This is a genomic window from Methylosinus sporium (assembly GCF_003113265.1).
Lineage (GTDB): Bacteria > Pseudomonadota > Alphaproteobacteria > Rhizobiales > Beijerinckiaceae > Methylosinus > Methylosinus sporium.
This window is the reverse complement of the sequence record NZ_PUIV01000010.1, coordinates 17,000-43,876: the sequence shown is the minus strand read 5'-3', so window position 1 is coordinate 43,876 and position 26,877 is coordinate 17,000. Positions and strand designations below refer to the sequence as shown.

Annotated in this window: 23 protein-coding genes and 1 tRNA gene; 16 read left to right on the top strand and 8 right to left on the bottom strand. The window is 65.6% G+C overall.

What is annotated here, in order from left to right:
• Nucleotides 1-10: 10 nt before the first annotated feature.
• Complete coding sequence (locus C5689_RS08915) at nucleotides 11-1,342, top strand: TldD/PmbA family protein (RefSeq protein ID WP_108916920.1); 1,332 nt, start codon at nucleotides 11-13, stop codon at nucleotides 1,340-1,342.
• Nucleotides 1,343-1,346: 4 nt separating this feature from the next.
• On the opposite strand, the gene C5689_RS08910 is transcribed toward C5689_RS08915, so the two are convergent.
• Complete coding sequence (locus C5689_RS08910; RefSeq protein ID WP_108916919.1) at nucleotides 1,347-3,878, bottom strand: DUF6165 family protein; 2,532 nt, start codon at nucleotides 3,876-3,878, stop codon at nucleotides 1,347-1,349.
• Between the two features lie 234 nt (nucleotides 3,879-4,112).
• Here C5689_RS08910 and C5689_RS08905 point away from each other — a divergent pair, with 234 nt between their 5' ends.
• The 7 genes from C5689_RS08905 (at nucleotide 4,113) to C5689_RS08875 (ending at nucleotide 13,589) form a co-directional block, all read left to right on the top strand.
• Nucleotides 4,113-5,720, top strand: coding sequence for a globin-coupled sensor protein (locus tag C5689_RS08905; protein ID WP_108916918.1), 1,608 nt, complete (start codon nucleotides 4,113-4,115; stop codon nucleotides 5,718-5,720).
• Between the two features lie 311 nt (nucleotides 5,721-6,031).
• Nucleotides 6,032-8,815 carry a PAS domain S-box protein gene (locus C5689_RS08900; protein ID WP_108916917.1) on the top strand — a complete coding sequence of 928 codons (2,784 nt, stop codon included), beginning with the start codon at nucleotides 6,032-6,034 and terminating at the stop codon, nucleotides 8,813-8,815.
• Complete coding sequence (fixJ, locus tag C5689_RS08895; protein ID WP_108916916.1) at nucleotides 8,812-9,465, top strand: response regulator FixJ; 654 nt, start codon at nucleotides 8,812-8,814, stop codon at nucleotides 9,463-9,465. Before C5689_RS08900 ends, fixJ begins: the two co-directional genes overlap by 4 nt.
• A 125-nt stretch (nucleotides 9,466-9,590) precedes the next feature.
• Nucleotides 9,591-10,190, top strand: a complete 600-nt coding sequence (locus C5689_RS08890) for a hypothetical protein (protein WP_142863349.1) — start codon at nucleotides 9,591-9,593, stop codon at nucleotides 10,188-10,190.
• A gap of 93 nt (nucleotides 10,191-10,283) precedes the next feature.
• Nucleotides 10,284-10,880, top strand: a complete 597-nt coding sequence (locus C5689_RS08885; RefSeq protein WP_108916914.1) for a Yip1 family protein — start codon at nucleotides 10,284-10,286, stop codon at nucleotides 10,878-10,880.
• 937 nt (nucleotides 10,881-11,817) lie between these two features.
• Entirely contained in the window at nucleotides 11,818-12,927 is a 1,110-nt protein-coding gene (locus tag C5689_RS08880) for a DUF262 domain-containing protein (RefSeq protein WP_108916913.1), read from the top strand.
• A complete protein-coding gene (locus C5689_RS08875) occupies nucleotides 12,924-13,589 on the top strand; it encodes an MAE_28990/MAE_18760 family HEPN-like nuclease (protein WP_108916912.1) in 666 nt (221 codons plus the stop codon). The genes C5689_RS08880 and C5689_RS08875 overlap by 4 nt, the downstream gene beginning before the upstream one ends.
• A 186-nt stretch (nucleotides 13,590-13,775) precedes the next feature.
• On the opposite strand, the gene C5689_RS08870 is transcribed toward C5689_RS08875, so the two are convergent.
• Both C5689_RS08870 and C5689_RS08865 read right to left on the bottom strand, forming a co-directional pair.
• Nucleotides 13,776-14,012, bottom strand: a complete 237-nt coding sequence (locus C5689_RS08870) for a helix-turn-helix domain-containing protein (RefSeq protein ID WP_108916911.1) — start codon at nucleotides 14,010-14,012, stop codon at nucleotides 13,776-13,778.
• Between the two features lie 6 nt (nucleotides 14,013-14,018).
• Nucleotides 14,019-14,597, bottom strand: a complete 579-nt coding sequence (locus C5689_RS08865; protein WP_108916910.1) for a DUF2975 domain-containing protein — start codon at nucleotides 14,595-14,597, stop codon at nucleotides 14,019-14,021.
• Between the two features lie 358 nt (nucleotides 14,598-14,955).
• On the opposite strand from C5689_RS08865, the gene C5689_RS08860 reads away from it, so the two are divergent.
• The 3 genes from C5689_RS08860 (at nucleotide 14,956) to C5689_RS08850 (ending at nucleotide 18,818) form a co-directional block, all read left to right on the top strand.
• Entirely contained in the window at nucleotides 14,956-15,666 is a 711-nt protein-coding gene (locus tag C5689_RS08860) for an outer membrane protein (RefSeq protein WP_108916909.1), read from the top strand.
• Nucleotides 15,667-15,750: 84 nt separating this feature from the next.
• Entirely contained in the window at nucleotides 15,751-17,598 is a 1,848-nt protein-coding gene (gene mutL, locus C5689_RS08855; RefSeq protein ID WP_108916908.1) for a DNA mismatch repair endonuclease MutL, read from the top strand.
• A gap of 155 nt (nucleotides 17,599-17,753) precedes the next feature.
• A complete protein-coding gene (locus C5689_RS08850) occupies nucleotides 17,754-18,818 on the top strand; it encodes a coiled-coil domain-containing protein (protein WP_244594642.1) in 1,065 nt (354 codons plus the stop codon).
• Between the two features lie 49 nt (nucleotides 18,819-18,867).
• Here the strand turns inward: C5689_RS08850 and C5689_RS08845 are convergent, their stop codons facing one another.
• Entirely contained in the window at nucleotides 18,868-19,209 is a 342-nt protein-coding gene (locus C5689_RS08845) for a YidB family protein (RefSeq protein ID WP_108916907.1), read from the bottom strand.
• A gap of 337 nt (nucleotides 19,210-19,546) precedes the next feature.
• Between C5689_RS08845 and C5689_RS18405 the strand changes: the two genes are divergently transcribed.
• Both C5689_RS18405 and C5689_RS08835 read left to right on the top strand, forming a co-directional pair.
• Complete coding sequence (locus C5689_RS18405; protein ID WP_158271794.1) at nucleotides 19,547-20,041, top strand: DUF4265 domain-containing protein; 495 nt, start codon at nucleotides 19,547-19,549, stop codon at nucleotides 20,039-20,041.
• Nucleotides 20,042-20,192: 151 nt separating this feature from the next.
• Complete coding sequence (locus C5689_RS08835) at nucleotides 20,193-20,939, top strand: YebC/PmpR family DNA-binding transcriptional regulator (protein WP_108916905.1); 747 nt, start codon at nucleotides 20,193-20,195, stop codon at nucleotides 20,937-20,939.
• A gap of 58 nt (nucleotides 20,940-20,997) precedes the next feature.
• Here the strand turns inward: C5689_RS08835 and C5689_RS08830 are convergent, their stop codons facing one another.
• Together C5689_RS08830 and C5689_RS08825 are read right to left on the bottom strand one after the other, a co-directional pair.
• The gene (locus C5689_RS08830; protein ID WP_108916904.1) at nucleotides 20,998-21,336 is read right to left on the bottom strand and encodes an integration host factor subunit alpha; all 339 of its coding nucleotides are present in this window, start codon (nucleotides 21,334-21,336) and stop codon (nucleotides 20,998-21,000) included.
• Nucleotides 21,337-21,564: 228 nt separating this feature from the next.
• Complete coding sequence (locus tag C5689_RS08825) at nucleotides 21,565-22,389, bottom strand: carbon-nitrogen hydrolase family protein (protein WP_108916903.1); 825 nt, start codon at nucleotides 22,387-22,389, stop codon at nucleotides 21,565-21,567.
• Between the two features lie 160 nt (nucleotides 22,390-22,549).
• Between C5689_RS08825 and C5689_RS08820 the strand changes: the two genes are divergently transcribed.
• Nucleotides 22,550-22,626 (top strand) — tRNA-His (locus tag C5689_RS08820).
• Nucleotides 22,627-22,646: 20 nt separating this feature from the next.
• A complete protein-coding gene (locus tag C5689_RS18955) occupies nucleotides 22,647-22,769 on the top strand; it encodes a hypothetical protein (protein ID WP_280176405.1) in 123 nt (40 codons plus the stop codon).
• A gap of 235 nt (nucleotides 22,770-23,004) precedes the next feature.
• On the opposite strand, the gene C5689_RS08815 is transcribed toward C5689_RS18955, so the two are convergent.
• Nucleotides 23,005-24,171, bottom strand: coding sequence for a DUF5666 domain-containing protein (locus tag C5689_RS08815; protein WP_108916902.1), 1,167 nt, complete (start codon nucleotides 24,169-24,171; stop codon nucleotides 23,005-23,007).
• Complete coding sequence (locus C5689_RS08810) at nucleotides 24,168-25,049, bottom strand: DUF6502 family protein (protein WP_108916901.1); 882 nt, start codon at nucleotides 25,047-25,049, stop codon at nucleotides 24,168-24,170. Before C5689_RS08810 ends, C5689_RS08815 begins: the two co-directional genes overlap by 4 nt.
• Before the next feature lie 310 nt (nucleotides 25,050-25,359).
• Between C5689_RS08810 and C5689_RS08805 the strand changes: the two genes are divergently transcribed.
• Nucleotides 25,360-26,862: a glycosyltransferase family 4 protein gene (locus tag C5689_RS08805; RefSeq protein WP_244594641.1), complete on the top strand. Its 1,503-nt coding sequence runs from the start codon at nucleotides 25,360-25,362 to the stop codon at nucleotides 26,860-26,862.
• The last annotated feature ends 15 nt before the right edge of the window (nucleotides 26,863-26,877 follow it).

Below are 26,877 nucleotides of genomic sequence, written 5' to 3'. Positions count from 1 at the left end.
GAAATCGATCATGTTCTTGACGCGAGACGACGCCCTCGCCCTCGCCGATCGTCTGCGCGCTTCGTCCAGGGCCGACTCCTGTTCGATCCTGATCGAGGGCGAGGAAGCGCAGAGCCTGCGTTTCGCGGGCGGCGGCGTGACCACCAATGTCGCCGCGGCCCGTGTGAGCACGCGCGTCGAATCCCATATCGGCGGGCGGGTCGGCTCGGTCTCGGTCGGCGGGCTGGATCGGGAAGAGCTCGCCCGCGCCGTGGCGCGCTCGGAGGAGATCGCGCGGCTCCTGCCGGAGGACCCCGAATTTCTGCCGCCGCTCGGCGCGCAGAACTATCTGGAGAGCGCGCGCTATGACGAGGCGACCGCGGCGCTCGATCTTCGCTTCCTCACCGAGGCGACCGCGCGCGTCGTCGCCGAGGGAGCCGAGCGCAAGGTGAACATGTTCGGCTGCGCGGCGGCCGGCCGCCGCTTTTCGGCGCTGGCCTCCAGCGCCGGCCTCTTCGCTTATGATCAAGAGAGCTTCGTCGATCTCTCGACCACGGCGCGCCATGCGAACGACGGCTGGTCCGGCTGGGCGGGAGCGCGCCATTTCGCGGTCGCGCATCTCGATCCGGCCGCCATCGGCCGCCGCGCGGCGCGGAAGGCGGCGCGCGACGAGGAGCCGCTCGATCTCGAGCCCGGACGCTATACGGTGATTTTGGAGCCGACGGCGGTCGGCGAGCTCGCCCAATGGCTGATGTGGATGCTGCGCGCGCGTCCGGCCGACGAGGGCCGCAGCTTCTTCTCGCGCGCCGGCGGCGGAACCAAGCTCGGCGAGGCGCTGTTCGGTTCGGATTTCTCGATCCGTTCCGATCCGCGCGACGCGACGGCGCCGGAGGCCCCTTTCGGCGAGGAGGGGCTGGCGCAGGAGCCGCGGCTCTGGGTGGAGAAGGGCGTGCTGAAGAGCCTCGCCCGCCCGCGCTACTGGGCGCAGAAGACGGGTCTGGAGGCTGTTCCGACGGCGGGCAATTTCACAGTGGCGGGCGGGGCGGCGAGCCTCGAAGAGATGATCCGGCAAACGAAGCGCGGCATTTTGGTGACGCGCTTTTGGTACACGAATATGGTCGATCCGCGCAGCCTGCTGCTCACCGGGCTGACGCGCGACGGCAATTTCCTCGTCGAGAATGGCGAGATCGTCGCGCCGGCGCGCAATATGCGCTTCAATGACAATCTCGACGGCGTCTTCTCGCGCATAGCGGCGATCGGCGCGAGCGAGCGCGTGAAGACGGAAATGGGGGGCGCCGCGATCTCCGCGCCGCCCATGCTGATCGAAGGCTTCGAATTCTCGTCGAAATCGAGCGGGATTTGACGCCTCACGAGGCGCGTGGAGCCTCGTCGTAGGATTTTTCTTCCACGATCAGAGAGCCGCAGGCGAGGTTGATGCGCTTCTTCAGCGCCGCGCGATGATCGTTGCGCTGATAGACGCTGCGCGCCAGCGCGATGAATTGCGGCCCGAAATCGCTGCGCTTCTCGCAATTGCGAATATCGTCCTCTATGTTCCACAGCGCGAGATTGGTCTCTTTCAGCTCGCGCGTCAGCGCGTCCAGCGCGCCGCCGGCGAAGCCGCGCTCCGCGCGCAGTCCCTGTAGCAGCGCGAGCTCGCGCGCCACATTGGCGCGCTTGGCGGCGTCGGCGATTTTTTCGGCCTTTATCTCGAGAATGGTGATGCGGTCGATGAGCTCGCCGACCGAGCCCGGAATGAGAATGGCCTCCGCCTCCGCCGCCTTTGCGCGCGGCGCGGCCAGCGCCTCCAATTCCTGCGCCATGCGCGCGAAGACGTCGCTCCAATCGCCGCGCGTCCGCTGACGGAAGAGGCGCGCGCTATTGTACCAGGGGCTGTCCTCGCGCTCCAATTGCCAGCGCCATTCCGGCGCCTGCTTGATCGCGATCCACACCGGCTTGCCGAGCGCGCCGGCGAGATGGGCGATGGAGGTGTCGATCGTCACGACGAGATCGAGATTTTCGATGACGGCGGCCGTATCGACGAAGGCGTCGGCGCCGGCGTCGAAATCCTCGCCGAAGGACATGACGGGCATCGGCGCGTCGCGCAATTGATCGGCGCCGAAATTCTTCTGCAGACTATAGAGCCGCACGCCCGCAATGGCGCCGAGCGGCGCGAAGGCCGAGAGCGGCGCGGCGCGCGCATGGTCCGAGCGCGAATGCGAGCTGCCATGCCAGGCGATTCCGACCTTCAATCCTTCGCCCGAGAGGCGCTCGCGCCACAGCGCTGCGCGTTCCGGCTCGGCGCGAAGATAGGATTCGCCCGGTATCGTCTCCGCGCGCGTCCCGAAAGCGCGCGGCAGGCTGCACAGAGTGACGCAATAATCATAAGCCGCATCCTGCGCCGGAGCGGCGATGATCTCGACATTCTCGCCGAGGCCGCGCATCAGGCGCTGCAGCGCGGGGCGGCAATGATAGGCGACCTTCGCGCCCGCCTTCGCCAGCAGAGGCGCATAGCGGATGAATTGCAGCGCGTCGCCGAGCCCCGCCTCGTCGAGAATGAGAATGGATTTGCCGGCCAGCGGCTCGCCGCGCCATTCCGGCCAGCGATAGGCGATCTCTGTCTTGGGGCGGTCGTCGAGCACCCAGCGATGTTCGAACAGATCGAGGCCCTGCTCGAACTCGCCGCGCAGCAGCAGCAGCGTGCCCTTATTGGCTTTCGTCTCCGCATGGCGCGGATCGATCGCGAGCGCGCGGTCGAATTCGACGCGCGCCTCGTCGAAGCGGCCGAGCTCCTTCAGCACGATGCCGCGGCCGCAATGAACGTCCGGCTCGTCATCGGCGAGGCGCAGCGCCGCGTCGAAGGAGGCGAGGGCGTTGTCGAGATCGGAACGGCGCATCTCCACCATGCCGCGACAGCGCCAGGCGAGCGCGAATGTCGGATCGGCGGCGATGGCTGCGAGCGCGCAAGACTGCGCCTCCTCGAGCCGGCCGAGCTCGAACAGGCACATGCCGCGATTGGTCAGCAGCTTAGGGTCCTGCGGCGCGCGCGCGAGGGCTTCGTCGAAGATTGCGAGCGCCGCGGCGTAGCGCTTGGTTTCGTGCAGCGCATTGGCCTTGGTCAGCAGCGCCGGAACATGGCCGGGCGAAAGGCTCAGCACAGTGTCGCAGAAGGAGACGGCCTCCTCGAAGAGGCGCAGCGCGACGAGCGCCGCGAGCGCGCCGTCGGCGGCGTCGAGACAGGAGGGATCGAGCGCGAAGGCGCGCGCGAAGTAATCGAGCGCGTCTTCATGGCGCGCGAGCCGCGCGAGCGAGACCGCTTTATTGCGCAATAAGACGGGATCGGCGGGGAGAAGCGCGATGGCGCGATCGTAATCTTCGATCGCGCGCGCATCCTCGCCGATGGCGTGCAGGGAGAGGCCGCGATTGGCGAGGCCCTGCGCATGGCTCGGCGCCAGCGCCAGCAGTCGTCCATAGGCTTCGACGGCTGCGCCGCCGCGCCCCGCCATTTGCAGAGTGTCGCCGTAATTCAGCCATCCCTCGACATTGCCGGGATCGAGCCGCAGCGATTTCTCATGATCGGCGATGGCGGCGTCGACGCGCCCGGATTTTTGCAGCGCCACCGCGCGGCCGTAGAGCGCTTGCGCGTGATCGGGATCGATCGCGATCGCTTTGCCGAAATGATCGATCGCCGCTTCGTCCTGCCCGAGCGAGACGCGAACGAGCCCGGCGAGATAGCTCGCGAACGCATGTCGGTCGACGAGCGCGCGCGATGCGTCGATTTTACGCACGGCGGTCGAAAGATCGTCCGCCTTCAGGCTCGCCATCAGTCCGGCGAGGAATTCGTTCGCCTCGGCAGGCCGCGGCGCGGCGGCTGCATGTCGTTTCTGCTGTTTCGATTTCAACGAGTAAGCCTCGCGCAGAGGGACGAAGCTTTCGACTAGCGGGACGAGCTTGTCTCTAACTGACGTTATAATGTTTCAGCGTATGCATCATTGCGACGCAACGACGAATTATGACATGTTAGTAATGCCGAAACTTCCCAAATCGCTTAATCCAATAGCATCGGGACAGCGCGAATCGATTCGTTTCATCCGGGACGGGCGCGCCGATGGTCGGCCAATTGCGAGGGGAAGAGGATGTCCGGATCTCTGAAGAGCAGCGCGTCGCTCGACGATAGTTTGGCGTTCATGGAGATGGGCGAGTCCGCCCGCGCCGCGCTTCGTCAGGTCAAGCCGGTCATCGCCAAGGCGCTCGCTCCGGCGCTCGACGCATTTTACGAGAAGGTGCGCGGCGACGCCAAATTGCGCGGCTTCTTTTCGGACGAGCGCCATATGGCGGCGGCGAAAGCCGCCCAGATGCGCCATTGGGCGCAGATCACCGAGGCCGAGTTCGGCGCGGAATATGTGCGCATGGTGACGGCCGTCGGCCAGGCGCACGCCCGCATAGGTCTGGAGCCGAGCTTTTATATCTCCGCCTATGCGCTCATCACCGAGCGTCTGATCCAGGCCATTGTCGAGGACAATCTCGCGGGCTCCATGCTGGCCGGCAAGACGCGCGTCGACCGCACGTCGCGCGGCGTGGCGGCGCTCGTCAAGGCGGTGTTCCTCGATATGAATCTCTCCGTGTCGGTCTATCTCGACGTGCTGCGCGAGGAGCGTCGCGCCGCCGAGGCGCAGCGCGCCGAGGCGGAAGCGCATCAGCGCCATGCGCTCGACATCATGGCCCATGCGCTGGAGGAACTCGCGCGCGGCGATCTGCAGCGCCGCGTCGTCGACAAGCTCGACGGCGGCTTCGACAAGATCAAGGAAGATTTCAACAACGCCGCCGTCAAGCTCGCCGCCGCCTTCGCCGATGTGGGCGCCTCCGCGAGCGCGATCCGCTCGTCGAGCGCCGAGATCGCCAAGGCCTCCGACAATCTCGCGCGCCGAACCGAGGCGCAGGCCGCCAACCTCGAGGAGACGGCCGCTGCGCTCGAGCAGATCACGGCCACGGTGAACAAGACCGCCGACAGCACGCGCCATGCGAGCGAGGTGTTCGAGGTGACGCGCTCCGACGCCGAGAAGGGCGGCGCCATCGTGCGCGACGCGGTGGAGGCGATGCGGCGCATCGAGAATTCGACGCGCGACATCGGCAAGATCATCGGCGTCATCGACGAGATCGCCTTTCAGACCAATCTTCTCGCGCTCAACGCGGGCGTCGAGGCGGCGCGCGCGGGCGAGGCGGGACGCGGCTTCGCCGTCGTCGCCTCGGAAGTGCGCGCGCTGGCCCAGCGCTCGGCGGAGGCCGCCAAGGAGATCAAGGCGCTGATCGCCGCCTCCACCTCGCAGGTGGAGAATGGCGTCGTGCTGGTGACGGAGACCGGCGCGGCGCTGGAGCGCATCGTCTCGCAGGTCGGCGAGGTGAGCCGCGTGGTGATCGACATCGCCGCCGGCTCGCGCGAGCAGGCGACTGGCCTCACCGAGGTCAATCGCGCGGTCGGCCAGCTCGACAGCATGACGCAGCAGAATGCCACCATGGTGGAGGAGACGACGGCCGCCAGTCACAGCCTCAGCCATGAGGCGGAGGAGCTTTCGAGCCTCATCTCGGTGTTTCGTCTTCAGAATGGCGAGGGCGCGCGTTCCGCTCCGGCTCCGCGCGCGAGCGAGCGGCGCATGGAGGCGGCGCCGGCGCGCCGGCGCGTCGCCTCCGCCGGAGGACGCAGCGCCTCGGCTCCCGCCGCCGACGAAGGTTGGGAAGAGTTCTGATCCTTCGGCTTTCGAACGAAATCGTTTCGTCACGCGCAGAAGCGCGCCAGATCGTCGATCTGGCGCGTTTTGTCGTCGAATTCTCGCGCCGGGCTCCGACAATATCGCGGCCGGCGCGCTAAGTAGTTTCCACAGGCAGCTTGCCGCGCGCGCCTGCCTTACAAGCCACCCATCCCTTCGCGAGGCGCAAGCGCTCGCCTCCTGATCGCGCCCGAGGCGCGTCGCCGACGACTCGAACGCGACTTTCGCGCGAGCGCGTTCCGTGGCCGCGCCGTGGCGGGAATACTTTCCCGGCTCGGGTAGTGGAGAGGATGTCAGTGGACGAACAGGGCGATCAGCTTCAGGACATCGAGGATCTGCGGCGGCTTCTCTTCGAGGCCGGGCAGAGCCGCGACCGTCTCGGAGCGCGCGCGACGGCGCCGGCCGCTTCGCGATCGCCGCGCGAGCCCGAGCATTTCTGCCGCCGGCTGCTCGAGCAAATGCGCGAAGGCTCCGTCGAGCTCGCCGCCGATGGCGCAATTCTCCATTGCAATCGCCAGTTTCGCGAGATGATCGGGCGTCCGGCGGCGCAGCTCATCGGCGACAGCGTCCTCGATCATGTCGCGCCCGATCAGGCGGAGCGCTTCGCCGCTTTTTTCGCGGCGCCGGAGGCGGCGAGCCGCGAGTTCGAGCTTCGCCGCGCCGACGGCTCGCTGTTGCCGGTGAGCATAGAGCTCGGCGCGCCGGCCGAGACTGCGCGGCCGCGCCTCGCCATCGTCACCGATCTCGCCCAGACGAAATGGATGGAGCGTTCTTTCGCCGCGACCGAGGCGCTGCGCGAGCGCGAGAAATGGTCGCGCCTCGCGGTGGCGGCCGGCCGCGTCGGCACTTTCGACGTCGATTTCGTCACCGGGGCGAACCGTTTTTCCGTCACCATGCATGAAATTCTCGGCTTGGCGCCGGATCAGACGCTCGGCTTCGCCGAGGCGGGCGCCATGCTGCTCGACGCCGACAAGAAGGATTTCGAGCGCAAGTTTCTGGAGGCCTGCGCGGGCGCCAAGAATGGCGAGTGGAGCCATGAGATGCGGATTCGGCGCATGGACGGCGCCTTGCGCTGGATCGCGCTCGCCGGACAGATCGAGTTTCGCCGCAGCGCGCGCGGCGTCGTCGCGACCCGCGCGATCGGCGCCGCCATCGACGTGACCGACCGCCGCGAGATCGAGGATTCTCTGCGCCGCAGCAATGAGCGTCTGCGCCTCGCCCTCGCCGCCGGCGCCATCGGCTGCTGGGAATACGACGTCGCCGCCGGCGTCACCGACGCCGATCCGAAATATCGGGAGATATTCGGCCTTTCGGCCGAGCTTTCGGTCACTTTCGAGGTCGTCTGCGCGCTGGTGCATCCAGACGATGTCGCCGAGATGAGAGCGTCGGCGCATCGCGCGCTCGCGGGCCGCGACGAGGGCCGCTATCAGGCGGAATATCGCATCCGCCGCATGAACGACGGCGCCGAGCGTTGGATCGCCTCGCACGCCCGCGGCTTGCTCGAGAACGGCCGCGTCGTGCGTCTCATCGGCGTCGTGACCGACATTACCGAGAAAAAGACGACCGAAGGCGAATTGCGCGAGAAGGCGCGGCTCGCCGATCAACTCGCCGGCATCGCCGCCTCCGTGCCCGGACTCATCGCCTCCTATCGACTCGCGCCGGACGGCACGGCCTCCATGCCCTACGCCTCGCCCAATGTCGAGGATATCTACGGCATCGACGCCGAGTCGCTGCGGTGCGGAGTCGAGGGCAAATTCGCGCGCGTGCATCCCGAGGATCTGCCGCGCGTTCTCGCCAGCATCGCCGAATCGGCGCGCGCCTTGACCGTGTGGCGCGAGAGCTATCGCTATGATCATCCGCGCAAGGGCTTCATCTGGGTGGAGGCGCAATCGCGCCCGACGCGCGAGGCCGACGGCGGGACATTGTGGCACGGCTATCTGCAGGACGTCACCGAGCGCAAGCGCATAGAGCAGGCGCTCGTCGACAAGGAGGCGCGTCTCTACGCCACTGTGGAAGGCGCGCATGACGCCATTCTCACCGTCGACGAGAAAGGCGCGATCCAATCGCTGAACTCCGCCGCCGTTCGCATGTTCGGCTACGCCAAGGCGGAGGCGATCGGCGCGCATGTCGAGACCTTGGTTCCCGTGCATTTGTTCGGCGGCCGCAAGGCCTGCGTCGGCGCCGGCTTCTTCGAGGGACCGGAGACGCTCGGCAATGTCATAGAGACGCAAGGGCGCCGCAAGGACGGCGGGCTCTTTCCGGTCGATCTCGCGGTGAGCGAGGCCTCCTATCACGGCCGTCGCCTCTACATCGCCTTCGTTCGCGATTTGACCGAGCGGCGCAAGATCGAGGCGCGTATGCAGAAGCTGCACGCCGAGCGTCTCGACGCCGTGGGCGAGCTCGCGGCCGGCCTCGCGCATGAGCTCAATCAGCCGCTGTCGGCGACCGCCATCTATCTGAAGGCGGCGCGCCGCCTCTTGCAAATGCCGGTCGATCAGCGTCCCGCCAATGTCGAGGACGCGCTCGACAACGCCGCGACGCAGATCGTGCGCGCCGGTCAGATCATCGCGCATCTGCGCGAGTTCATCTCGCGCGGCGAGCCGGACAAGACGCTGCAAAATCTGCACGACATCGTCGACGAGGCGCATGAGCTCGTCATCGTGGAAGCCAAGCAGTCGAACATAAATGTCGTCTTCCGGCTCGACGCCGCCGACGACCGCATTCTCGCCGATCGCGTGCAGATCAAGCAGGTGCTGGTCAATCTGATGCGCAATGCCCGCGATGCGATGGGCGCCGCGCAGACGCGCAAGATGACCATCTCGACTTCGCTCGCGGGCCGGTCGATGATCCGGCTCGACGTCGCCGATACGGGCGCGGGCCTCTCGGAGGATGCGCGCGCGAGCCTGTTCGAGCCTTTCGCCACGACGAAGCCGAACGGTCTCGGCGTCGGCCTCACCATCGCGCGTTCGATCGTCGACGCGCATTACGGAAAAATCTGGGCCGGTCCCAATAGCGACGGCGGCGCGACATTCAGCTTCACGCTGCCGCTCGCCGCGATGGAGGAGGAAGAGTGAGCGAGCCGATCGTGCATGTCATCGACGACGACGCCGCCGTTCGCGACGCGCTGCGCTTGCTATTGACGACAGAGGGACATGAAGTCGTGACGCATGGCTCGGCCGTCGACTTCCTCGCCGGCGTCGATCGCGCCGGCACCGGATGCATCGTCACCGATGTGCGTATGCCGGAGATGACCGGCATGGAGCTGCTGCTGAAGGTGAAGAACATGGGGCTGTCGCTGCCGGTCGTGGTGATTTCCGCTCACGCCGATGTGCCGCTCGCCGTTCAGGCGATGAAGGAGGGCGCGCTCGATCTCCTCGAAAAGCCCTTCACCGACGAATCTCTCCTCAACGCCGTGCGCCAGGCGCTCGCCTATGACAGCGGCAAGCGGGCGCGCGATCTCCAGGCGCAGGAGATACAGCGCCGCCTCACCACGCTGACGAGCCGCGAGAACGAGGTGCTCGCCGCGCTGCTCAAGGGCCAGCCCAATAAGATCATCGCCCATGAGCTCGGCATCAGCGTGCGCACGGTGGAGGTCCATCGCGCCAATGTGATGGCCAAAATGCAGGCCGGCAGCCTGCCGGAGCTCGTGCGCATGTCGCTCGCGCAGCCGCCCCGCGCCGAGCGCGAGACCGAGAGCCAGAGCGAGGCTCCCCGAGACGGGTGATGCGGCGACGCATCCGTTCTGTTACCATTCGCGCATAAGTAGAAAAATGTGAGATTTCACGCGGGTCCTCGAAAATCCGGCGATGGCGTCGGACGGCCGAGGGCGCAATTAGAACGGACACGGCCGTGTTTCGATCGCCTATCGTCCACAAGCGACCCAGGGCCATATTGGTCTGCATCGCCGAAAGGCGCCCGCCGCGCGAGCCGCGGCCGGCGCGATCGCAGAATGCGCTCGAGCGATCGGGCGCGGCTCTTCTGGGACGATGGGACGCGGCGGGCCTGCCCACCGTCTTCGTCGAGCATGATCTCGCATTGCAGCGCGCGGACGCTTCCGCCGCGGCCGGCGAGGCGCTGCGGGCGGCCGGGCCGCGGGCGACGGTGCTGCGGGCGGAGGGCCCGTCGCTGCTGCGCGACGCCGGCTTCGTGCGTCTGTTCGAGAGTCTCGGCGGCCCGCTGCTGATTCTGCTCGGCGACACGCTCGGCGATCTCTGCATGGAGACGGCGATCGACGGCTTTCTCGCCGGCCATCCGATCATAGTGGTCAAGGACGCCTCGCCCTTTCCGCTCGACTGCGAGGCGGAGGCGCTGTCGAAGCGCGCCGCGACGCTGCCGCTTCTCTCCTGCTTCGCCCGGCTGATGGGCGCGGAGGAGCTGGCGCGGGAATGGACCGGGGCGGATCGAGACGAGCCCGATCGAACAGAGCCCGATCGAGCGGAGCCCGACTGAGCGGAGCCCGATCGAGCCGGCGCGCTTGTTTCTGCGCGCGCCTTGGGCCAGTCTCCCCGCGCGGCGCAACGACCGAAGGCAGGGGAGCGAAAGATGGATATCAAGGAGCGGCTGAAGGATATCGGCGAGCGCGCCAAGCGCATCATCGTGTCGCCGAAGACGGAATGGCAGGCGATCGAGGCCGAGCCGACGACCGCGGTCGATCTCTATCGCAATTACATTCTCTATATGGCGGCGATCCCGGCCGTGGCCAATTTCCTGGGCAATTGGTTGTTCGGCGTCTCGCGCGGCTCCAGCGTGGTTCATTATCCTTTCGTCGGCGGCCTCATGCGCTCGGCTCTGCAATATGGGCTCGGTCTGCCGCTGCTCTATGGCGTCGCTCTGGCGATCTCGCATCTCGCGCCGAGCTTCGAGGGCAAGCGCGACGATCTGCGGGCGCTGAAGCTCATCGCCTATTCCTACACGCCGATCTGGCTCGCCGAAATCTTCGGCCTCGTTCCGGGCCTGCGCTGGCTCGACGTGCTCGGCGTCTACGCCGTCTATCTCTTCTATGTCGGCGTCTCGCGGATGATGCGCAGCAAGGAGGAATATTCCGACGTCTATACGGCGGCGGGCCTCGTGCTGGGCGTAGCGGCGGCCTTTCTGCACGGCTTCATCGTCCATACGCTGGTCCCTATGCCGACGCCGTGACGGCGCGGCGTCTCGCGATGCGCGCAGTCGAATCTCGTTCCCTCGCGGCTTCGGGATAGGATTATCGTCCGCCCGCGCCGAAGCGCCCGGCGCCTCGCGGCGGCGGGAGAGGAGGGGCGGTTCGGGACGCTCCGGCCCCTTTGGCCGCAGCGCTATAAAAATCTGTCGGTTCCGGAGCGTCCCGAAACGCGGCTTCGCCTTCTCGTCGACGTCCCGAGGCGCATTCGGACCCGCGAATCCTGGGCTTTCGCATTCAAGATCCGATCGCTTCCGAAGGCTTGGGCTCACGGAACGGCTCTCGCTCTTCCCTGTGGACGGGAGAGAAACACCGATCCGGCGACGCGCCGCCTGTCCAGGGACGGGGGTCGCCGTCCCGGATGGAGCCGGCCCCCGCCCGCGTTCCCTGACCCGAGAAACGCGCCCTTGCGTCAGCGGGAGCGAGGGAGAGATAGGAATGTTTTCAGGTTATGTCAAGGGCCGAGAATGGAAGACCCGTGGTGGAGGACGCCAGCGCATCTCCTTCTCCCGCTCGAGGGCGATCGCATGGGCACATTCTCCTCGCCCCACGGCGTCCTGACCGGGCTCGTCCCGGCCAGGACGGCCGCAGAGTTTCGCGATAGGTGAATCCGGATAGCCCGCTTGCGGGAGAAGGCCCCCTTCGGGACGGCGAAGGGAGATCTCTGACCCGAAGGGGACCCCTCGCGATGGACCTGTTCCCCGAAATTGGACTCGCCGCGTCGGCGTCCGCCCAACAGAAGTGGGTGCTCTAATCGGTCAAGAATTCGGTCCTGAATTCGATCTTAGACACTACCTGGGCCTCACGAGCGGGACCGGGGCATTGGTCGCGGCCCAACCCCAGAGGAGGCCGAAACGGCATTCGCGGCGACGATGGGAAGTGTGCTAGCGTCACGGATGAGAACCGCTTGGAACATTGGCAATGCTCACAGAAGAAATCGTTAAGGCGCAACGGCTCGTCAGAACCGATGCATACCAGATGTCAATCGGCGAGGTCGTCAGTATGTACGACAGTCGCGAAATTACCATTGATCCGGAATTCCAGCGGCTTTTCCGCTGGAACATCAGCCAGAAGTCTAAACTGATCGAATCATTACTCCTAGGTATCCCAATCCCCTCCATCTTCGTCTTCGAGGGGCAGAATGTCAGTTGGGAACTCATCGACGGCCTGCAGCGGATTTCGACGATCCTGGAGTTCATGGGGAAGCTTCGCAGTCCCGAGGGCGGCCTGGAGCCACCATCGATTCTTGAGGCCACGAAATACCTCCCGTCCCTCCACAACGCAGTATGGGAGCGATCCGATTTGATTCCGGATGTTCCGCCCGACGAGCAGCGTGAGATTGACAAGAGCCATCAGCTGTCGATTCGAAGGGCGAGAATCGGCGTCGAGATACTGAAACGGCCGAGCGACGACCAAACCAAGTTTGATTTGTTCCAGCGGCTCAATGCAGGCGGCACGCAGGCTAATCCACAGGAGTTGCGCAACTGCATAATGCTGATGGTCAACGGCGATTACTACCGGGCGGTCAAGGCGGCGGCAGAGCAGCAACCATTTCAAACTGTCATTTCAGTCACCGAGGACCAGATCGAGCGGCAGAGACACATGGAATTGGCGGTCCGGTTCCTTGTGCATGCCTGCGTGCCGTACGATGGCGCGTTGGACGTTGAGGAGTATATTGACGATGGCATCGTCGAGTTGGCCGGCACGAGCAACGGTGCCGCGGCCGCAGATCTGATCAACCGCACGTTCGCACTGCTGAATGCTGTCGCCGGCAAGGATGCGTTGCGGCGATTCGAGAACGGACATCACATCGGGAAGGTCGGCCTAGTAGGCCTTGAAGGGATCGCTGTCGGCGTGGCCAAGAACCTCGACGCGATCCTCGCGCTCGCGGGGCCACAGGACTTTGTCAAGGCCAAGATGCAGACGTTCTGGAACCAGCCACAAGCCGCGAACTTCACCTCCCCTGGGCTTCGCGGCACGACACGTATCCAGCGAACAGTTCGGTTCGGCGAGGCTTGGTTCCATCCATGAGCAAGCCGTACTCAGAGGCTGACTTCTCCACGCAAATCACCGAAGACCGATCCTGGCGCCTCAGGGAGCTCTCCGACTTGAAGACTGCGATCATCAGAGCCGACGACAACCTGCGTCGCGTGCTACTTCGCGCTATGATCACCATCTGCTACGCCCATTGGGAAGGATACGTCCGCTTCGCCGCGCGGAAGTACCTCGAGCACGTGGCGCTCCGGAAGTTGCAGTATGGCGATCTTGATCGCCAGTTTCTCCGGAACTACTTCCTGCCCCGACTGGCGGCGCTCTCAACCTCGAAGAAGAGCATTACAGAGCGTTGTGCCTTGGTCGACGAGATTCTGAGTTCGTCAGACCGCCGCTTCTCCCGGGTGAATGATGACCTTATCAACACCAAGGCCAATCTGAATTTCGACGTCTTCACCGACATCTGCCTAGTCTGCTGTGTGCCGACCGAATCCTTCGCCGAAAAGGCCACATTCCTTGACCTGATCCTTCTGAAACGGCGAAACGAGATCGCCCATGGCGAGGAAACGTTCGGCGCGATCGAGGATCTCGACGAACTCACGAACGAGACCGTGGCAATGATGCGCGCCTTCGGAGATGCGCTAGAGAATCACGTCTACCTAAAGGACTACAAAACCGTGCTGGGGGTATTCGAAAGCTAATCGGTTAAATTTGAGACTATGTGTCTGCTATCCAGCGCGGGCTCAATGTCTGTTAGTGGCGCAATCTCCCCATTCGGGACGGCGAGGATCTCTGACCCGATGCGGTCGTTCGCGAGGTTATCGATCCTCGCTCTGAACGCGCGCGGCGCGCCCGGCTTCGGCGAAACAACGCCGGGCGAGCTATCGCTATTCCAATCGATCCGAAGTCGTCTCGGGTCTATCTGGACGGTATTCCAGAATGTCTCCCGGCTGACAGTCGAGCGCTCGGCAGATTTTGTCCAATGTCTCGAAGCGCACGCCTTTCACCTTTCCCGATTTGAGAAGGCTGACGTTCGTTTCGGCGACGCCGATATGTTGCGCGAGATCGCGTGAGCGCATTTTTCGCTTCGCCAACATCACGTCGAGATTGACGATTATTGCCATTCTTTCTCACACGAACTGAGCGTTTTCGTTTGCGACCTCGGCCGCGGATTCGAAGACGACGCTGAGAGCCAGCAGGAAGCCGCTCATCAAAGCGTAGAGCAGATAGGTGGGGTTGAACCAGTAGTAGACGGGCACCCTCCCCAGGAGATCATTCAGCACCAGAGCTCCGCTCAGCGGGCCGAGGACCGCATCGACCGCCGTCGCCATGAGACCCGCGAGAGCCACGTCGCGCAGCCGGGAGGCGGCTTCCATCGTGAACACGCGACCATCGAGATAGGCGCGGGTCAGCCGCCAGACCCGGAAGACGACGATCAGCGAAACCAGCCAAGAGACGAATTCGAGAGCGGAGGCCGACCAGTAGCGAATATCGGTCACGGTCGTCGGATCGAGGCCATAGAGTTTCGCTTGCCGGGCGAGCAGAGCGTCCCGATCGCTCCAGACCCATGCATAAACGCCGAAATTCCACATGGCCCAGAGCGTGGTCGCAATTCGGATCGTGCGGCACGCCGATCGTAGCTTCGTGCTCAATGCCGCCGACCGCTCGGTCGCGTTGGACAGATTCGCCTCGAAATTCGCGTCACTCATATCGATCTCCGTAGCTTTGCCCCATTCAGCGGGTTTCGACTCGTCGTTCGCTTCGCCATCGAAATCTATCCTATCGGGCCGGAACCGAGGCCGCGCAACGCGCTGAGAATGTCGCGCGGCCGCTGTTTCTCGTCGGTCGAGGCGATCGCGCCTCACGGCGCTTCATCACGTCGCCGCCGATCGCTTTCGAACCCGCCTCTCCGGCGGCGAGACCTGGGGCCCAGCGTCAGCCGCTCGGGCTTTCACAACATGTTTCTATATTGACACACAAAAAATTTTATGTAAAACGTAAAATTATTGATGTGTATAGAGTCGGCTGGACCGCCGCGGCTGCGCCGACCTCGCCTGGAAAGGATCGATGATGAAAACCGGGATTTTCGTTTCCATCGCCACTTTGTTCGCCGGGGCGGCCAGCGCGGCCGATCTGCCGACGCGGGACGTCCGACTTGCGGTCGCCCCGCCGCCGAGCTTCCTCTTGTTCGACGGCTTCTACGCGGGCGGCCAAATCGGATGGGCGGGGTTCGGAGATCGCACGCAATCGCTGTTCTCGCCCGCCGACATTTTGCTGACCCAGACGAAAAGCCATGGATCCAGTCTGATCGGCGGCGTTCATGCGGGTTACGATTGGCGCATCGGTCCAGTCGTACTGGGCGTCGTCGGCGACATCAACGGCGCGGACGGCGTCACCAACAACGCCGACCTCTTCGCCGGCTACGCCGTCGCCAGCAGGACCGACGTGCAAGGCGCGCTGCGAGGGCGGGTCGGCTACGCCTTCGATCGCATGTTGCTCTATGTCACGGGCGGCGTGAATTTCGCGCATGTCGAGCGCGCCTATCACGCGCTCGCGACCTATCAGAAATATGATCATGTCGCCGTCCAGCCCACTTTGGGCGCCGGACTGGAATACGCCATCGACGATCATTGGAGCGTCGGGCTCGAATACATCGCTTCTGGGACCTATACGCCGAGTGAAGCCTCCAATCCGTTGCTGCCGCTGCTGTCCACGCGCCATCGCGGCGGGAACAGCTCTCTCAAATTGAAGGTGAGCTATCGCTTCATCACGCGGTGAATGGCGATATGCCGGCATTCATTTCACCGAATCGCTCCCCTCCTATAGATTGCCGCGCTCCATCCACGACCGCCGGCTCCCTTCATGCGCGTTCGCCGTCTCGATCCCATTCTCGTCGATCGCATCGCCGCCGGCGAGGTGATCGAGCGGCCGGCCTCCGCCGTCAAGGAGCTGGTCGAAAATGCGCTCGACGCCGGCGCCTCGCGCATCGATGTCGCCATCGAGGCGGGCGGGCGGCGGCTCATTCGCGTCATCGACGATGGGTGCGGGATGAGCGCCGAGGATCTTGCGCTCGCCGTCGAGCGTCACGCCACCTCGAAAATTCCCGATGGCGATCTCTCCGCGATAGCGACGCTCGGCTTTCGCGGCGAGGCGCTGCCCTCCATCGCCGCCGTCGCCGATCTGACGATCGACGCGCGCGCCGCCGGCGCCGAAATGGGCGCGCAGATCAGGGTGGAGGCGGGCGAAAAGCGCGGGCTCAAAGCCAGCAATTGGCCGCGCGGCGCGCGGGTGGAGGCGCGCGATCTCTTCGCGGCGACGCCGGCGCGGCTCAAATTTCTGAAATCCGAGCGGGCCGAGACGGCCGCCGTGGTCGATGTGGTCAAACGGCTGGCCATGGCCAATCCGGCCGTGCGCTTCTCCTTCGCCGCCGATATGGGCGCCTCCTTCGATTATCCGGCCTGCGGGGCCTCGGAGGAGGGGCGGGCGCGGCGCATCGGCCAGGCGCTGGGGACGGATTTCGCCGATAATGCGATCGCGCTGCGGGCCGAGCGGGAAGGGTTCCGGCTCGAGGGGCTCGCCGGCCTGCCGACTTTTCATCGCGCCAATGCGCTGATGCAATTTGTCTATGTGAACGGCCGTCCGGTGCGCGACAGACTGTTCTCCGGGGCGATCCGCGCCGCCTATCTCGATTTTCTCTCGCATGACCGCCATCCGGCGCTGGCGCTGTTCCTCGAATGCGATCCCCATATCGTCGATGTGAATGTGCATCCGGCCAAGGCGGAGGTGCGCTTTTCCGATCCCGGCCGCGCGCGCGGCCTGGTGGTGGGGGCGCTGAAGGAGGCGCTGGCCTCGGCGCTCCATCGCAGCGCCGACACGCCCGCCCGCGCCGCGCTGGAGGTTCTGGCCGAGCGGGCCAGAACGGCGTCCGGGCGGGAATGGTCGCCGGCTTCCGGCGGCGGCTTCTCTTCCTTCGGCGGGGCGCCGCGCAACCGGCCGTTCGACTGGGATTTGCGCGGCTCGCCCAGCGCTCCGGCGGGCTTCGCCGCGGCGCCGCAGGCGGCTTTTGACGTCGGGCCGCCATCGGCCGATTCGCGGCCCGCCGCCGCGCCGCCCGCGGCCGCCGCCGTGGAGACCCCGCTCGGCGCGGCGCGGGCGCAGCTGCACGAGACCTATATCGTCGCGCAGACGAAGGATGGGCTCGTCATCGTCGATCAGCACGCCGCCCATGAGCGGCTCGTCTATGAGAAATTGAAGGCGCAGCGGGAGGCGGAGGGCGTCGCCCGCCAGCTGCTGCTGGTTCCGCGCGTCGTCGAGCTGGACGAAACGCGGCTCGACGCGCTGCTCTCCGCGCAAGAGGAGCTCGCCGCCCTCGGCTTGGCGCTGGAGCCCTTCGGCCCGGGCGCCGCGCTGGTGCGGGAGACGCCGGCCGCGCTCGGCGACATAGATGTCGGACGGCTGATCGAGGATATCGCCGACCTCCTCGCCGAGGAGGGGGACGCGCGTGGGTTGACGCGGCGGCTCGATGCGCTTCTGGCGCGCGTCGCCTGTCACCATTCGGTGCGCGCCGGCCGGCGGCTGACGGGCGAGGAGATGAACGCGCTGTTGCGCGAAATGGAGCGGACGCCGGGCGCCGGCCAGTGCAATCACGGCCGGCCGACCTATGTGGAGTTGAAGCTCGCCGACATAGAAAAGCTGTTCGGCCGGAGCTGAGCCCCGAGGGAGCGGAAAGCCGCGGAAAAACCCCTAAGTCCGGGCGCGGCGGAGCGCTTTGATTTCAGGGCGGCGACGTGGCATTGTCGTTTTGCGACATTCGGCCCGCGAAGGGAAATGACAGCGCCCGAGCCAGAGCGAAGGAACGCCGCGCCTTGATCGAACAAGCGATGTTTTTCGCGCTCGGGTTCCTCGCGGCCGGGCTGTTCACGCTGATGTTCCTGCCCGCCTTCTGGCGGCGGGCCATGCGTCTGTCGCTGCGCCGGCTCAATATGCTGACGCCGCTCTCCATCGAGAAAATGGCGGCCGAGCGCGATCTGCTACGCGGCGAATTCGCCGTGCGCTATCGTCGGCTCGAGCAGCAGATGGCGGCGGTCCGCTCCAGCAAGACGCAGGATATGGTCGAGATCGGCCGCAACGCCGCCCGCGTCGCGCAGCTCGACGGCGAGCTCACGCAAGCGCTCGCCCGCGGCGATGAATTCGAGCGCAAATTCAACGAGACGAGCGGTTTTCTCGAAGAGCGCACGGCTTTGCTGCAATCGACCGAGACGGCGCTCCACGACATGACCGATCGCGTCGAGACGCTGATCTACAATCTGCGCAATATCGAAATGGACAAGGAGCAGCTCGCCCGTCTCGGCAGCGAGAGCCGCGCGCAGGTGGAGACGCACGAATCCAGTATCGCCAGCCTGCATGTGCAGAACGCCGAGCTGCGCCAGCGGCTCGACGCGCTGCAGGGCGATTTCGCCGCGGCCTCCGCCGTGGCGGCGCGGCTCTCCGCCGTCGATGGCGTGCTGGCGCGCACGACGCGCGAACTCGACGCGGCGGTTTTGGAAAAGGCCGATCTGAAAAAGGATCGCGACGAGGCGCGCGCGCGGCTGGCGGCGCTGGAGCGCAGCTCCGCGGCCGAGATCGAGCATCTCGAAGCCGCGCTGCGCGTCGCCCGCGCCGAGGAGCGCGACCACGCCGATCGGCTGGAGGCCGCGCGCTCCGACAATGCGATTCTGCAAGGGGCGATCGAGGCGCTGCGCAAGGACCATGCGCATTTGCGCGAGACCATGGCCGTCCCCCCGGCGGCCGCGCCCGTCGAGGCCGCGCCCGTCGAGCGCGAGGTGCTGGTTCTGCGGCAGGCGATCGTCGATCTCGGCGCGCGAATGGCGGAGATGGCGGCGGCGACCGCCGTCGAGCCCGGCGAGGCCGCGCAATCGAAACGCGCCTGACGAAACGGAGCTGAGCGGAGCTTTTCCAAGCTCCGCCCGGCGGTCGGTCTCAGTGCGGCTGCTGCGGCGGCAGCTTGCCCTCGGGCGTCGCCTTGTCGACGACCTTGGGCAGATATTCGGCCAGCGCCGCCGAAACCTTGTCCATCGGAATGCCGAATTTATTGCCGAGCTCCTTCACGCGGTCGGAGCCGAGCGTCTGTTGCACCTGCTCCGCGGAGATCGGCAAATTCGGGCCGGTTCCGACCCAGGATTTGACCTTTTCGCCATAGCCGCTCTTCTCGAAATCCTGGAGCACGTTCTGCAAGCCGCCGCGCTTCTCGATATAGCCGTTGATCAGCGTGGCGAGTTCGACGCCGATCGCGCCGCCGATGATTCCGTCCAGCAGACCCATTTTCGTCCTCCTTGGCACGAGCCGGAGCGCCGCGACATCGAGCGGGCGCGACGACGGTGATCACTTAGGGCGCGGCGGCGGCTCTTCCATGCGGCGAGGCGCCGCGCGAGGAGGAGGCGGCGGCCGAGCGCGGGCCGAGCGCGGGCCGAGCGCGGGCAGCCGGCGAATTGACGGGGAGTGGCGCGCTCGGCTAGAATTTATCCGTGTTTCCTCGAAGCACGGATGGGGCCCAGGCTCTCGTCTCGAGGCGTCGCCGACGCCGAGCCGGAGCCGCTTCGGCCGGAAATGCTCTCGTTTCACGTCATCTTCGCAGAGTTTTCGTTTCGAGAAAGGGGCCATGGTGGATGGCAAGCCGCAAGTCTTGTTCTCTCTCGACCCGCAGGATTGGCATGGCCATGGCACGGAAACGCTCTGGGCCGAGCCTGTCGAAGGAAGCGATTGGACGCGGTTTCGGCTCTTGAACTCGCCCTATTTCGTGATGGGAGTGGCGTTCCGGGACATTGTCGTCGCGACGCCCCGAGCGGAGAGCGGCATTTTCGATTTCACGCGCGTGGCGGAAACGAGCGGTCATTCGACTTATATGCTGCTGGTCGACGGCGAAGAGGTCCTTGCCGGCTCCGACTGGCGGCTCCTGAAGGCGATGGGCTGCTCTTACGAGAGCATGCATGTCGATCTGACGGTCGGGCGCAAGCTGCTGCTGAGCGTCGACATTCCGGATCTGGTCGACATCGCCGAGGCTCATGCGATCATCGCCGAAGGCGAATCGAAAGGCTTCTGGCTCTATCAGATCGGCGCCACCACCTTCATCGACGGAATGCTGCCGATCTGGTGACGCGCGTCGAGCGGGATCGCCGAAGCTCGAGCGGCGAACAATGGGCGCGGCGCGGCCGCCTCCGCCTTCCTTTATTTCCGCGCGGCGCCGGCGTATATGACGCGGCGACGCCCTGCGGGGCAGGAAAGCGGAATTTTCAAGGGCCGGGACGATGGCGGGACATAGTCAGTTCAAGAACATCATGCATAAGAAGGGCAAGCAGGACGCGATTCGCTCCAAGCTCTTCTCCAAGCTCGCCCGCGAAATCACCGTCGCCGCCAAAATGGGCCTGCCCGACCCCAATATGAACGCCCGGCTGCGCGCCGCCGTGCTGGCGGCGCGCGCCGAGAACATGCCCAAGGACAATATCGAGCGCGCCATCAAAAAGGCCTCGGGCGCCGACGCCGAGAATTACGACGAGGTGCGCTATGAGGGCTATGCGCCGGGCGGCGTCGCCGTCATCATCGAGGCGCTGACCGACAATCGCAATCGCACCGCCGGCGAGATTCGCTCCTATTTCACCAAAGCGGGCGGCGCGCTGGCGGAGACCGGCGCCGTCTCCTTCATGTTCGACCGCGTCGGCCTCGTCGAGTTTGCGCGCAAGGCGGCCTCCGAGGACGCGATGATGGAGGCGGCGATCGAGGCCGGGGCCGAAGACGTCTCCTCCGGCGAGGAGACGCATGAGATCATCACCTCGGTCGAGGGGCTGCGCGACGTCGCCAAGGCGCTGGAAGCCAAATTCGGCGAGCCGAAAAAGGCCGCGCTGGTCTGGCGGCCGCAGAATTCCGTCGCTGTCGATGATGAGGCGGGCGAGAAAATCCTCAAGCTGATCGGCGCGCTCGAGGACAATGACGACGTGCAGAACGTCTACGCCAATTTCGAGGTGTCGGACGCTCTGGTCGCCAAGCTCTCGGGCTGAGAGGCGAGCGGGCCGACGGCCCCGCTCGCATTTGCGCTTCTCCCGGAAGCGGCGGCTGTCAGTCCGCCTCTTCCAAATGCTCGGTCGGCAGCCCGTTCACCTGCGCGATGAGCACGGGCGAGGCCTTGAAGGTCAGCACCTTGCGCGAGCAGATCGGCGCCTCGACGCCGGTCTTGGGATTGCGGCCGACGCGTTCGCGCTTGGCGCGGACGTTGAAGCTGCCGAATGAGCGCAGCTTGACCGATTCCCCCCGCACCAGGGCTTCGCTGATCTCCTCGAATGTGGCGTCGAGGATTTGGCGGGCTTCGGCGCGCGACAGCGTTGGACAACAGCTGTACACGGCCTCGCGCAGGGACGCCCGCGTCAAAGTGCGCCCTGGCTCGATTTTCTTCGTCATGCTACGGATGCGGGCGCAAGCCTGCCCGCTTCGCGGCTTTTGGTTCGCGAGGCCATTATTTTTTGCTCCCCCCTTCTGCCGGCGCCTTTTGGCGGCGCTATCCTGTTTTGCGGATTGTCGGCAGTCTAAACAATAATGTAGCCACACTTTGCCGAGCGGCGCAAGAGCGCCTGGGATTTCCCCTGACGGCTCCGCTGGTTAGATCGTAAACGCAGCGCCGCGGCCAGCTCAGCCGGGCAGGCTCACCCGATGGCTCGCGACCGGAATCATCGCGCGGACCTTACGGATGCGCTCGCGGTCGATTCGCGTCGAGACGAGGCCGACGCCCTCCGAAGCGCGGGCGACCACATGGCCCCAAGGGTCGGCGATCAGCGAATTGCCATAGCTGGCGCGGGTCTCATGCCCGGCCTTATGCGCGCCGGTCTGATTCGGGGCGCAGAAATAGGCCTGGATCTCGATCGCCCGGGCGCGGGCCAGCACTTCCCAATGATCCTTGCCGGTGACGAGGGTGAAGGCGGAGGGCAGGGCGACGATATCCGCGCCCTTGTCGGCGAGCGCCTGGAACAGATAGGGAAAGCGCAAATCGTAGCAAATGGCGCAGCCTATGGTGACGCCCTCGCAATCATAGGTGACGACTGCGTCGCCGGGCTTGAAGGCGGCGCTCTCGCGATATTGTGCGCCATCCGGGGCAGTGATGTCGAACATGTGAATCTTGCGGTAGCGCGCCACTTCCGCGCCGCTGCGATCGAAGGCCACCGTGGTGTTGTGGAGGCGCTCCTCGCCGGGGACCTTCTCGAGAATGGAGCCGGCGTGGATGAAGACTCCATATTCGCGGGCGAGGGCGCTGCAGAGCGAATAGGCGGGTCCGCCGGGCAGCTCCTCGGCGGCGGCGGCCTTGTCGGCGCGATTGCCGCCGATGAAGTCGAAAACCTCCGGCAGACAGATCCAGTCCGGGCGCTCCTCGCGAACGGCCTGGTCGATGAGCGCCCGGGCGGCGGCGAGATTGGCGGCTTTGTCGCTGACCGAATTCATCTGGACCAGGGTGACTTTCATCGCTTCACGTCTCACGGGCTGGAAGGGGCGGCGCCGCCGCCATGGGAGCGGCATTCTAGACCGGCGCGGCGGCGACGAAACGCGGAAATTTTCGCTTCCCTTCCTGCATTTCCGCATTGCATTGGCGCGGCGATGCTTCTAGTTTCCGCCCCGCCGACGTGCCGCCATAGCTCAGTTGGTTAGAGCACCAGATTGTGGATCTGGGGGTCCCCCGTTCAAGTCGGGGTGGCGGTACCATAAAATCAAAGACTTGTGACATGCCTGGGGCGTCGCGGCGGCCGCTGGGGCAATTCTGTGGCAAATCGGCTCGGCGCCGGACGGTCGAGAAGCACGACTTCCTGCCGCGGCAATATTTCCTCGTCTATCAGAAGCGCGATTGATCTGCGCGTCTTTCGGGCCCGCCGCCGAGGGCCGCGCGTCCGGCGGCGGGCGGGGACGGCGCGAGGAAAGCTCCTCGGCATTTCCGGCGCTGTCGCGCTGGTTGTCGACATTACGCGCCTGTCTGCGCCGCCGCTTTCACTCGAGCCCGGAGTCCGACTCCCGGCGCGATTTTTCCAATTCCTTCGTGCGAGCGTTCGGCCGTGCAGATGTCGAAGGCGGCGCGCCTCGCGGCATTCATCGCCCGGGTCGTCCGAGGCCGCCGGGACCCGGCCTGCCGCCGCCGCCGAAACCGCCCGGAAAGCTCGGACCGACGGGATCGCTCGGAATTGCGGGCGTCCCATAGCCGCGCGGCGCGTCTGGACCGCCGAAGCCGGACGGAAATTCGACGCCGGGGGCCGTCTGCGGCTCCGCAGGGCGGCTCGGAGCGTTCGGAAACGGCGAGCCCGCGCGCGGCTCCTCGGCGGCGCCGCGCTTGCCGAGCGTCTCGCTCGTCCGCAGCGAGCGGATGGACCATGCGCCCGCCAATGTCGCATCGATGCGGACGACGGCCCGCGCGACGCCCTGGAAGGGGAGAGCGCGCCCGCCGTCGAGCGTTGCGCCGCTCGCGGTTTTGACCGTGGCGCCATGACGCTCCAGATAGGTCTCGACGAGAAAATCGCTGGGCCCGCGCGGCAGCCAAACGTCGGCGGCCGTCGACGTCACGTCGAGCGCGCCATGGGTCTCGGCGCCGCGCACCAGAACTCGCTGGCCGAGCATGGCCTCCGCGATGCCCGACAGCGGCTGCGCGCCGATCGCGAGACGTCCATCGAACGACCGCGTGACGACGCCGACGAGCTGAGCGGCGCCGGGCTCGGCGCTTTCGACGAGGCTCGCGACAATGGTCTGATTCGGCAGGCGCAGGCCGCTCACCGCGACCCGCCGCCCGACCGAAAACGCGCCCGCCTCGATTTTCGCGCCGCGGGCGAATTCGACTCTCTGCCCGAGAACGCGCAGGCCATGGTCGAAGACTTGCTCGATCGGCCCGACCACTTCGCGCAGAATCTGAATTTTCGTCGTCGTGAATTTATCGCCGTCGCGCATTGCGACCAGCGACACGACATGGCCGATCCGCAAATCGCCGACGCGCGCCCGGCGGCCGTCGATGCGCACCTCGGCGTCTGCGGGATAGGACACGCGCAGCCCGTTGACGATGATGCTGCCGAATGCGCGAATGGTTCCGACGATTCCCGTTCCGCCTATGCCATTGTCGCGATCGGGAATGGCGGAGAGATAGCCGGTTCCGCCGATGCCATTGTCTCTCGGCTTGTCGCCGGCGGCGTGCGCGCGCGTCATGGCGGAGGACAGCAGCGAGGCGAGAAGCGCCGCGAAGCGCCGCCGCGTCGGATGTCGGAAGGCGCTCACGAGCGGGAGCCCTTTTGTCCCTTCGCCGGCTCTCGCGGCGGCCGCTCTTCCTCTCGATACACATAGACGCCGAAGGTCCAGCGCCAATGTCCGTCTTCGCCGCTCTTTTGCAGCGTCTGCGCCTCGCGATTGGCTGCGATCAGCCCTTGCATCGCCAGCTCGCGGGACAGCGCCTCGAGCCGCCGCGCGCTCGCTTCCGAAAGCCCCTCGTAATGAACGGCGCGCTCCATGAAGGGCGCCGTCTCATCGAGATGTGTCGGCTCGTGAGCGATATTGGCGGCCGCCGCCGCAATATGATCATGGAGATTGCGGCCGAAATAATAGAGCTGGCGCTCGTCGTTCCTATTGGGCGCGATCGCCGCCTCGCCGAGCGCGACGCGTCCATCCTCGTCGATCGACACGATCTTGCGGTCGAGCCATTCGTCGAGAATGGCGCGCGGCCGCACGTCGCGCGTCACTTCCTCGACGAGGGCTTCGAAGGTCGGGCCGCGCCCGCTCGATCCGGCGCGCCGCAGCGGCGCGGGAGCGCCTTTCTTATCGGCGAAGCGCCGATCGCCCAGCCATAGCGCGACGATCTGCGACGCGCGCGACACGCTGGCGGGAACGGTCCGCACCGGAGCGCCGGCCTCGCGCAGGCGCCGGAACTCCTTGCGATGAATGCCGGTGAGCAGGCTGATGCGGCTGTCGGTCTGCTCCTTGTCGGGCAGAACGAAATCATGAACCGCGACATTTACGTAGAGCTCGCGCAAGAGATCGCACAGCGCTGGAAACGTCGTCCCGTAGCGAATGAGCAGGCGCACGAGCGGACGCAGCAGCCGGGCGATCGGCTGCTGAAGACGCGCGGCGTCGGTGAGCCCATTGTCCTCGCTGTCGGCCATGATCGAACCGAGAGTCGTTCCGGTTCAGATCGAACCGGAACGACTCTCGGTCTCCTTGTTCTGTCGTGTTTTCTTCACGCGAACCGGTTCCCACTTCGCTCGAAAGCACTCTAGCCCGCCCCTGCGTGGGACACAATCCCACGTGGACTTGACAGCAGGAGTTTTTGTTCGCACACTACGTGGGATAATTTCCCACGCCTAGCGATGGGGCGGGGATCGCGCGCTGTCGACCGCCGAACGGCTCGCCGCGATCGCAAAGAGGATGCGCGATTGAGCGTCGCGCTCCAGAGCATTCGGGACTTCTCGAGCCATGAACATGCATACGACGCCGGATCTTCTGAACGATGGACGATCTTTTGCGCCCGCCGTCGGCGTCGAGCCGCCGCAGGACGACGCGACGAGAATAGCGCTCTATCTGGCGACGCAAATTCAAAAAGAGCATCTCGAGCTGCACCGACAGCGCGTCGCCGGCGCCATCGATCCGGTGACGGCGCATTGCTATCTGAAGATCAAGGAATTCTATTGGACCACGGCGCGTCTCTTGGGTTTCGCGCATCTGCACGACGGCACGCGCGCGCGCATCCCGCATCCGCCGCGTCCGCCGCTGCCGCCGTCGCTGCGCGGCGAGGATCCCACCAGCGCCATTCTCGGCGCCGCGACGCCGCGTCTCTTCATCGATGTGACGCCGACCTATCGATATGGCGGCAACCAGGGAATTCAGCGCGTCGTTCGCGAGATCGCCAAACGATCGCTCCGCAGCGACGGCTCATTGCCGGTGGTGATCGAAAACGGCAGGCTCGCGCCTTATTTCGCAGCGCAGAAGCCGCATCCGCCGATCGCGTTTCGCAAGGGCGACAAATTGCTGATTTTCGACGCGAGCTGGCTGGCGACCGACGAATATGTTCCAATCATCGAGAGATTGACGGCCGCCGGCGGACAGCTCGTCACCTTGGTCCATGATCTCATTCCTCTGACGCAGCCGCTCAGCGTCTCGGCGCCGATGACCGAAAAATTCGAGCATTGGTTCGAAGCCGTCGTCTTGAAGAGCGATCGAATCCTATGCGTCTCGCGAAGCGCCGCCGACGATCTCGTTTCCTATGTCACGCGCGAAGGCAGCCGGACAAAGCCCGATTTGCGCATCGGCTGGTGGCGGCTCGGCGCCGATTTCGACGAGCAGACCGACGCGCGCGTCTCGGCCGAGGCGAGCGACATAATGGCGGGCGCGACGCCGATCTTTTTGAGCGTCGGCACGCTCGAGCCGCGCAAAGCCTATCCGATCGCGCTGGAGGCTTTCGATATTCTCTGGCGCGCCAATGTCGTCGACGCGCGCTATGTGATCGTCGGCCACGCGGGCTGGCAGAGCGAGGCTCTGCAGCGAGAGATCACAAATCATCCCGAATTCGGCCGCCGTCTCTTCTGGCTGAAGGATGCGAGCGACGCGGATCTGCGCCTCCGCTACGAGCGCGCGCGCGGATTGATCTTTCCGTCGACGGTCGAAGGATTCGGCCTTCCGCTCGTCGAAGCCGGCCGCCGCGGCCTTCCGGTCATCGCCTCCGACATTCCCGTGTTTCACGAGATCGGCGGCGCCGATGTCCGTTATTTCGATCTTCTCGACCCGGTCGCTCTCGCCGGCGAGATTCTGCGTCTGTCGCGCGAGGCGTCGACGAGCGTCCGAGCGTCTCACATCACTTGGGACGATTCCGCGCAGGCGCTCTTCGATCTCATATGGACCGACGCCTATCCAGCGCGAATGCCCGGCGCAATTTCCGAGCCGGGCTCCGCCGCCATGACCGACCAGCTTCGCGCCGTATGAGACTGCGCCACGAGA

Excerpts from the sequence above, each read along its gene's own strand:
- C5689_RS08915 (WP_108916920.1), top strand. The coding sequence starts at position 11 with ATGTTCTTGACGCGAGACGACGCCCTCGCCCTCGCCGATCGTCTGCGC.
- C5689_RS08905 (WP_108916918.1), top strand. The coding sequence starts at position 4,113 with ATGTCCGGATCTCTGAAGAGCAGCGCGTCGCTCGACGATAGTTTGGCG.
- C5689_RS08900 (WP_108916917.1), top strand. The coding sequence starts at position 6,032 with ATGTCAGTGGACGAACAGGGCGATCAGCTTCAGGACATCGAGGATCTG.
- C5689_RS08885 (WP_108916914.1), top strand. The coding sequence starts at position 10,284 with ATGGATATCAAGGAGCGGCTGAAGGATATCGGCGAGCGCGCCAAGCGC.
- C5689_RS08880 (WP_108916913.1), top strand. The coding sequence starts at position 11,818 with ATGCTCACAGAAGAAATCGTTAAGGCGCAACGGCTCGTCAGAACCGAT.
- C5689_RS08875 (WP_108916912.1), top strand. The coding sequence starts at position 12,924 with ATGAGCAAGCCGTACTCAGAGGCTGACTTCTCCACGCAAATCACCGAA.
- C5689_RS08870 (WP_108916911.1), bottom strand. The coding sequence starts at position 14,012 with ATGGCAATAATCGTCAATCTCGACGTGATGTTGGCGAAGCGAAAAATG.
- C5689_RS08865 (WP_108916910.1), bottom strand. The coding sequence starts at position 14,597 with ATGAGTGACGCGAATTTCGAGGCGAATCTGTCCAACGCGACCGAGCGG.
- C5689_RS08860 (WP_108916909.1), top strand. The coding sequence starts at position 14,956 with ATGATGAAAACCGGGATTTTCGTTTCCATCGCCACTTTGTTCGCCGGG.
- mutL (WP_108916908.1), top strand. The coding sequence starts at position 15,751 with ATGCGCGTTCGCCGTCTCGATCCCATTCTCGTCGATCGCATCGCCGCC.
- C5689_RS08845 (WP_108916907.1), bottom strand. The coding sequence starts at position 19,209 with ATGGGTCTGCTGGACGGAATCATCGGCGGCGCGATCGGCGTCGAACTC.
- C5689_RS18405 (WP_158271794.1), top strand. The coding sequence starts at position 19,547 with ATGGTGGATGGCAAGCCGCAAGTCTTGTTCTCTCTCGACCCGCAGGAT.
- C5689_RS08835 (WP_108916905.1), top strand. The coding sequence starts at position 20,193 with ATGGCGGGACATAGTCAGTTCAAGAACATCATGCATAAGAAGGGCAAG.
- C5689_RS08830 (WP_108916904.1), bottom strand. The coding sequence starts at position 21,336 with ATGACGAAGAAAATCGAGCCAGGGCGCACTTTGACGCGGGCGTCCCTG.
- C5689_RS08825 (WP_108916903.1), bottom strand. The coding sequence starts at position 22,389 with ATGAAAGTCACCCTGGTCCAGATGAATTCGGTCAGCGACAAAGCCGCC.
- C5689_RS18955 (WP_280176405.1), top strand. The coding sequence starts at position 22,647 with ATGCCTGGGGCGTCGCGGCGGCCGCTGGGGCAATTCTGTGGCAAATCG.
- C5689_RS08810 (WP_108916901.1), bottom strand. The coding sequence starts at position 25,049 with ATGGCCGACAGCGAGGACAATGGGCTCACCGACGCCGCGCGTCTTCAG.
- C5689_RS08805 (WP_244594641.1), top strand. The coding sequence starts at position 25,360 with ATGAACATGCATACGACGCCGGATCTTCTGAACGATGGACGATCTTTT.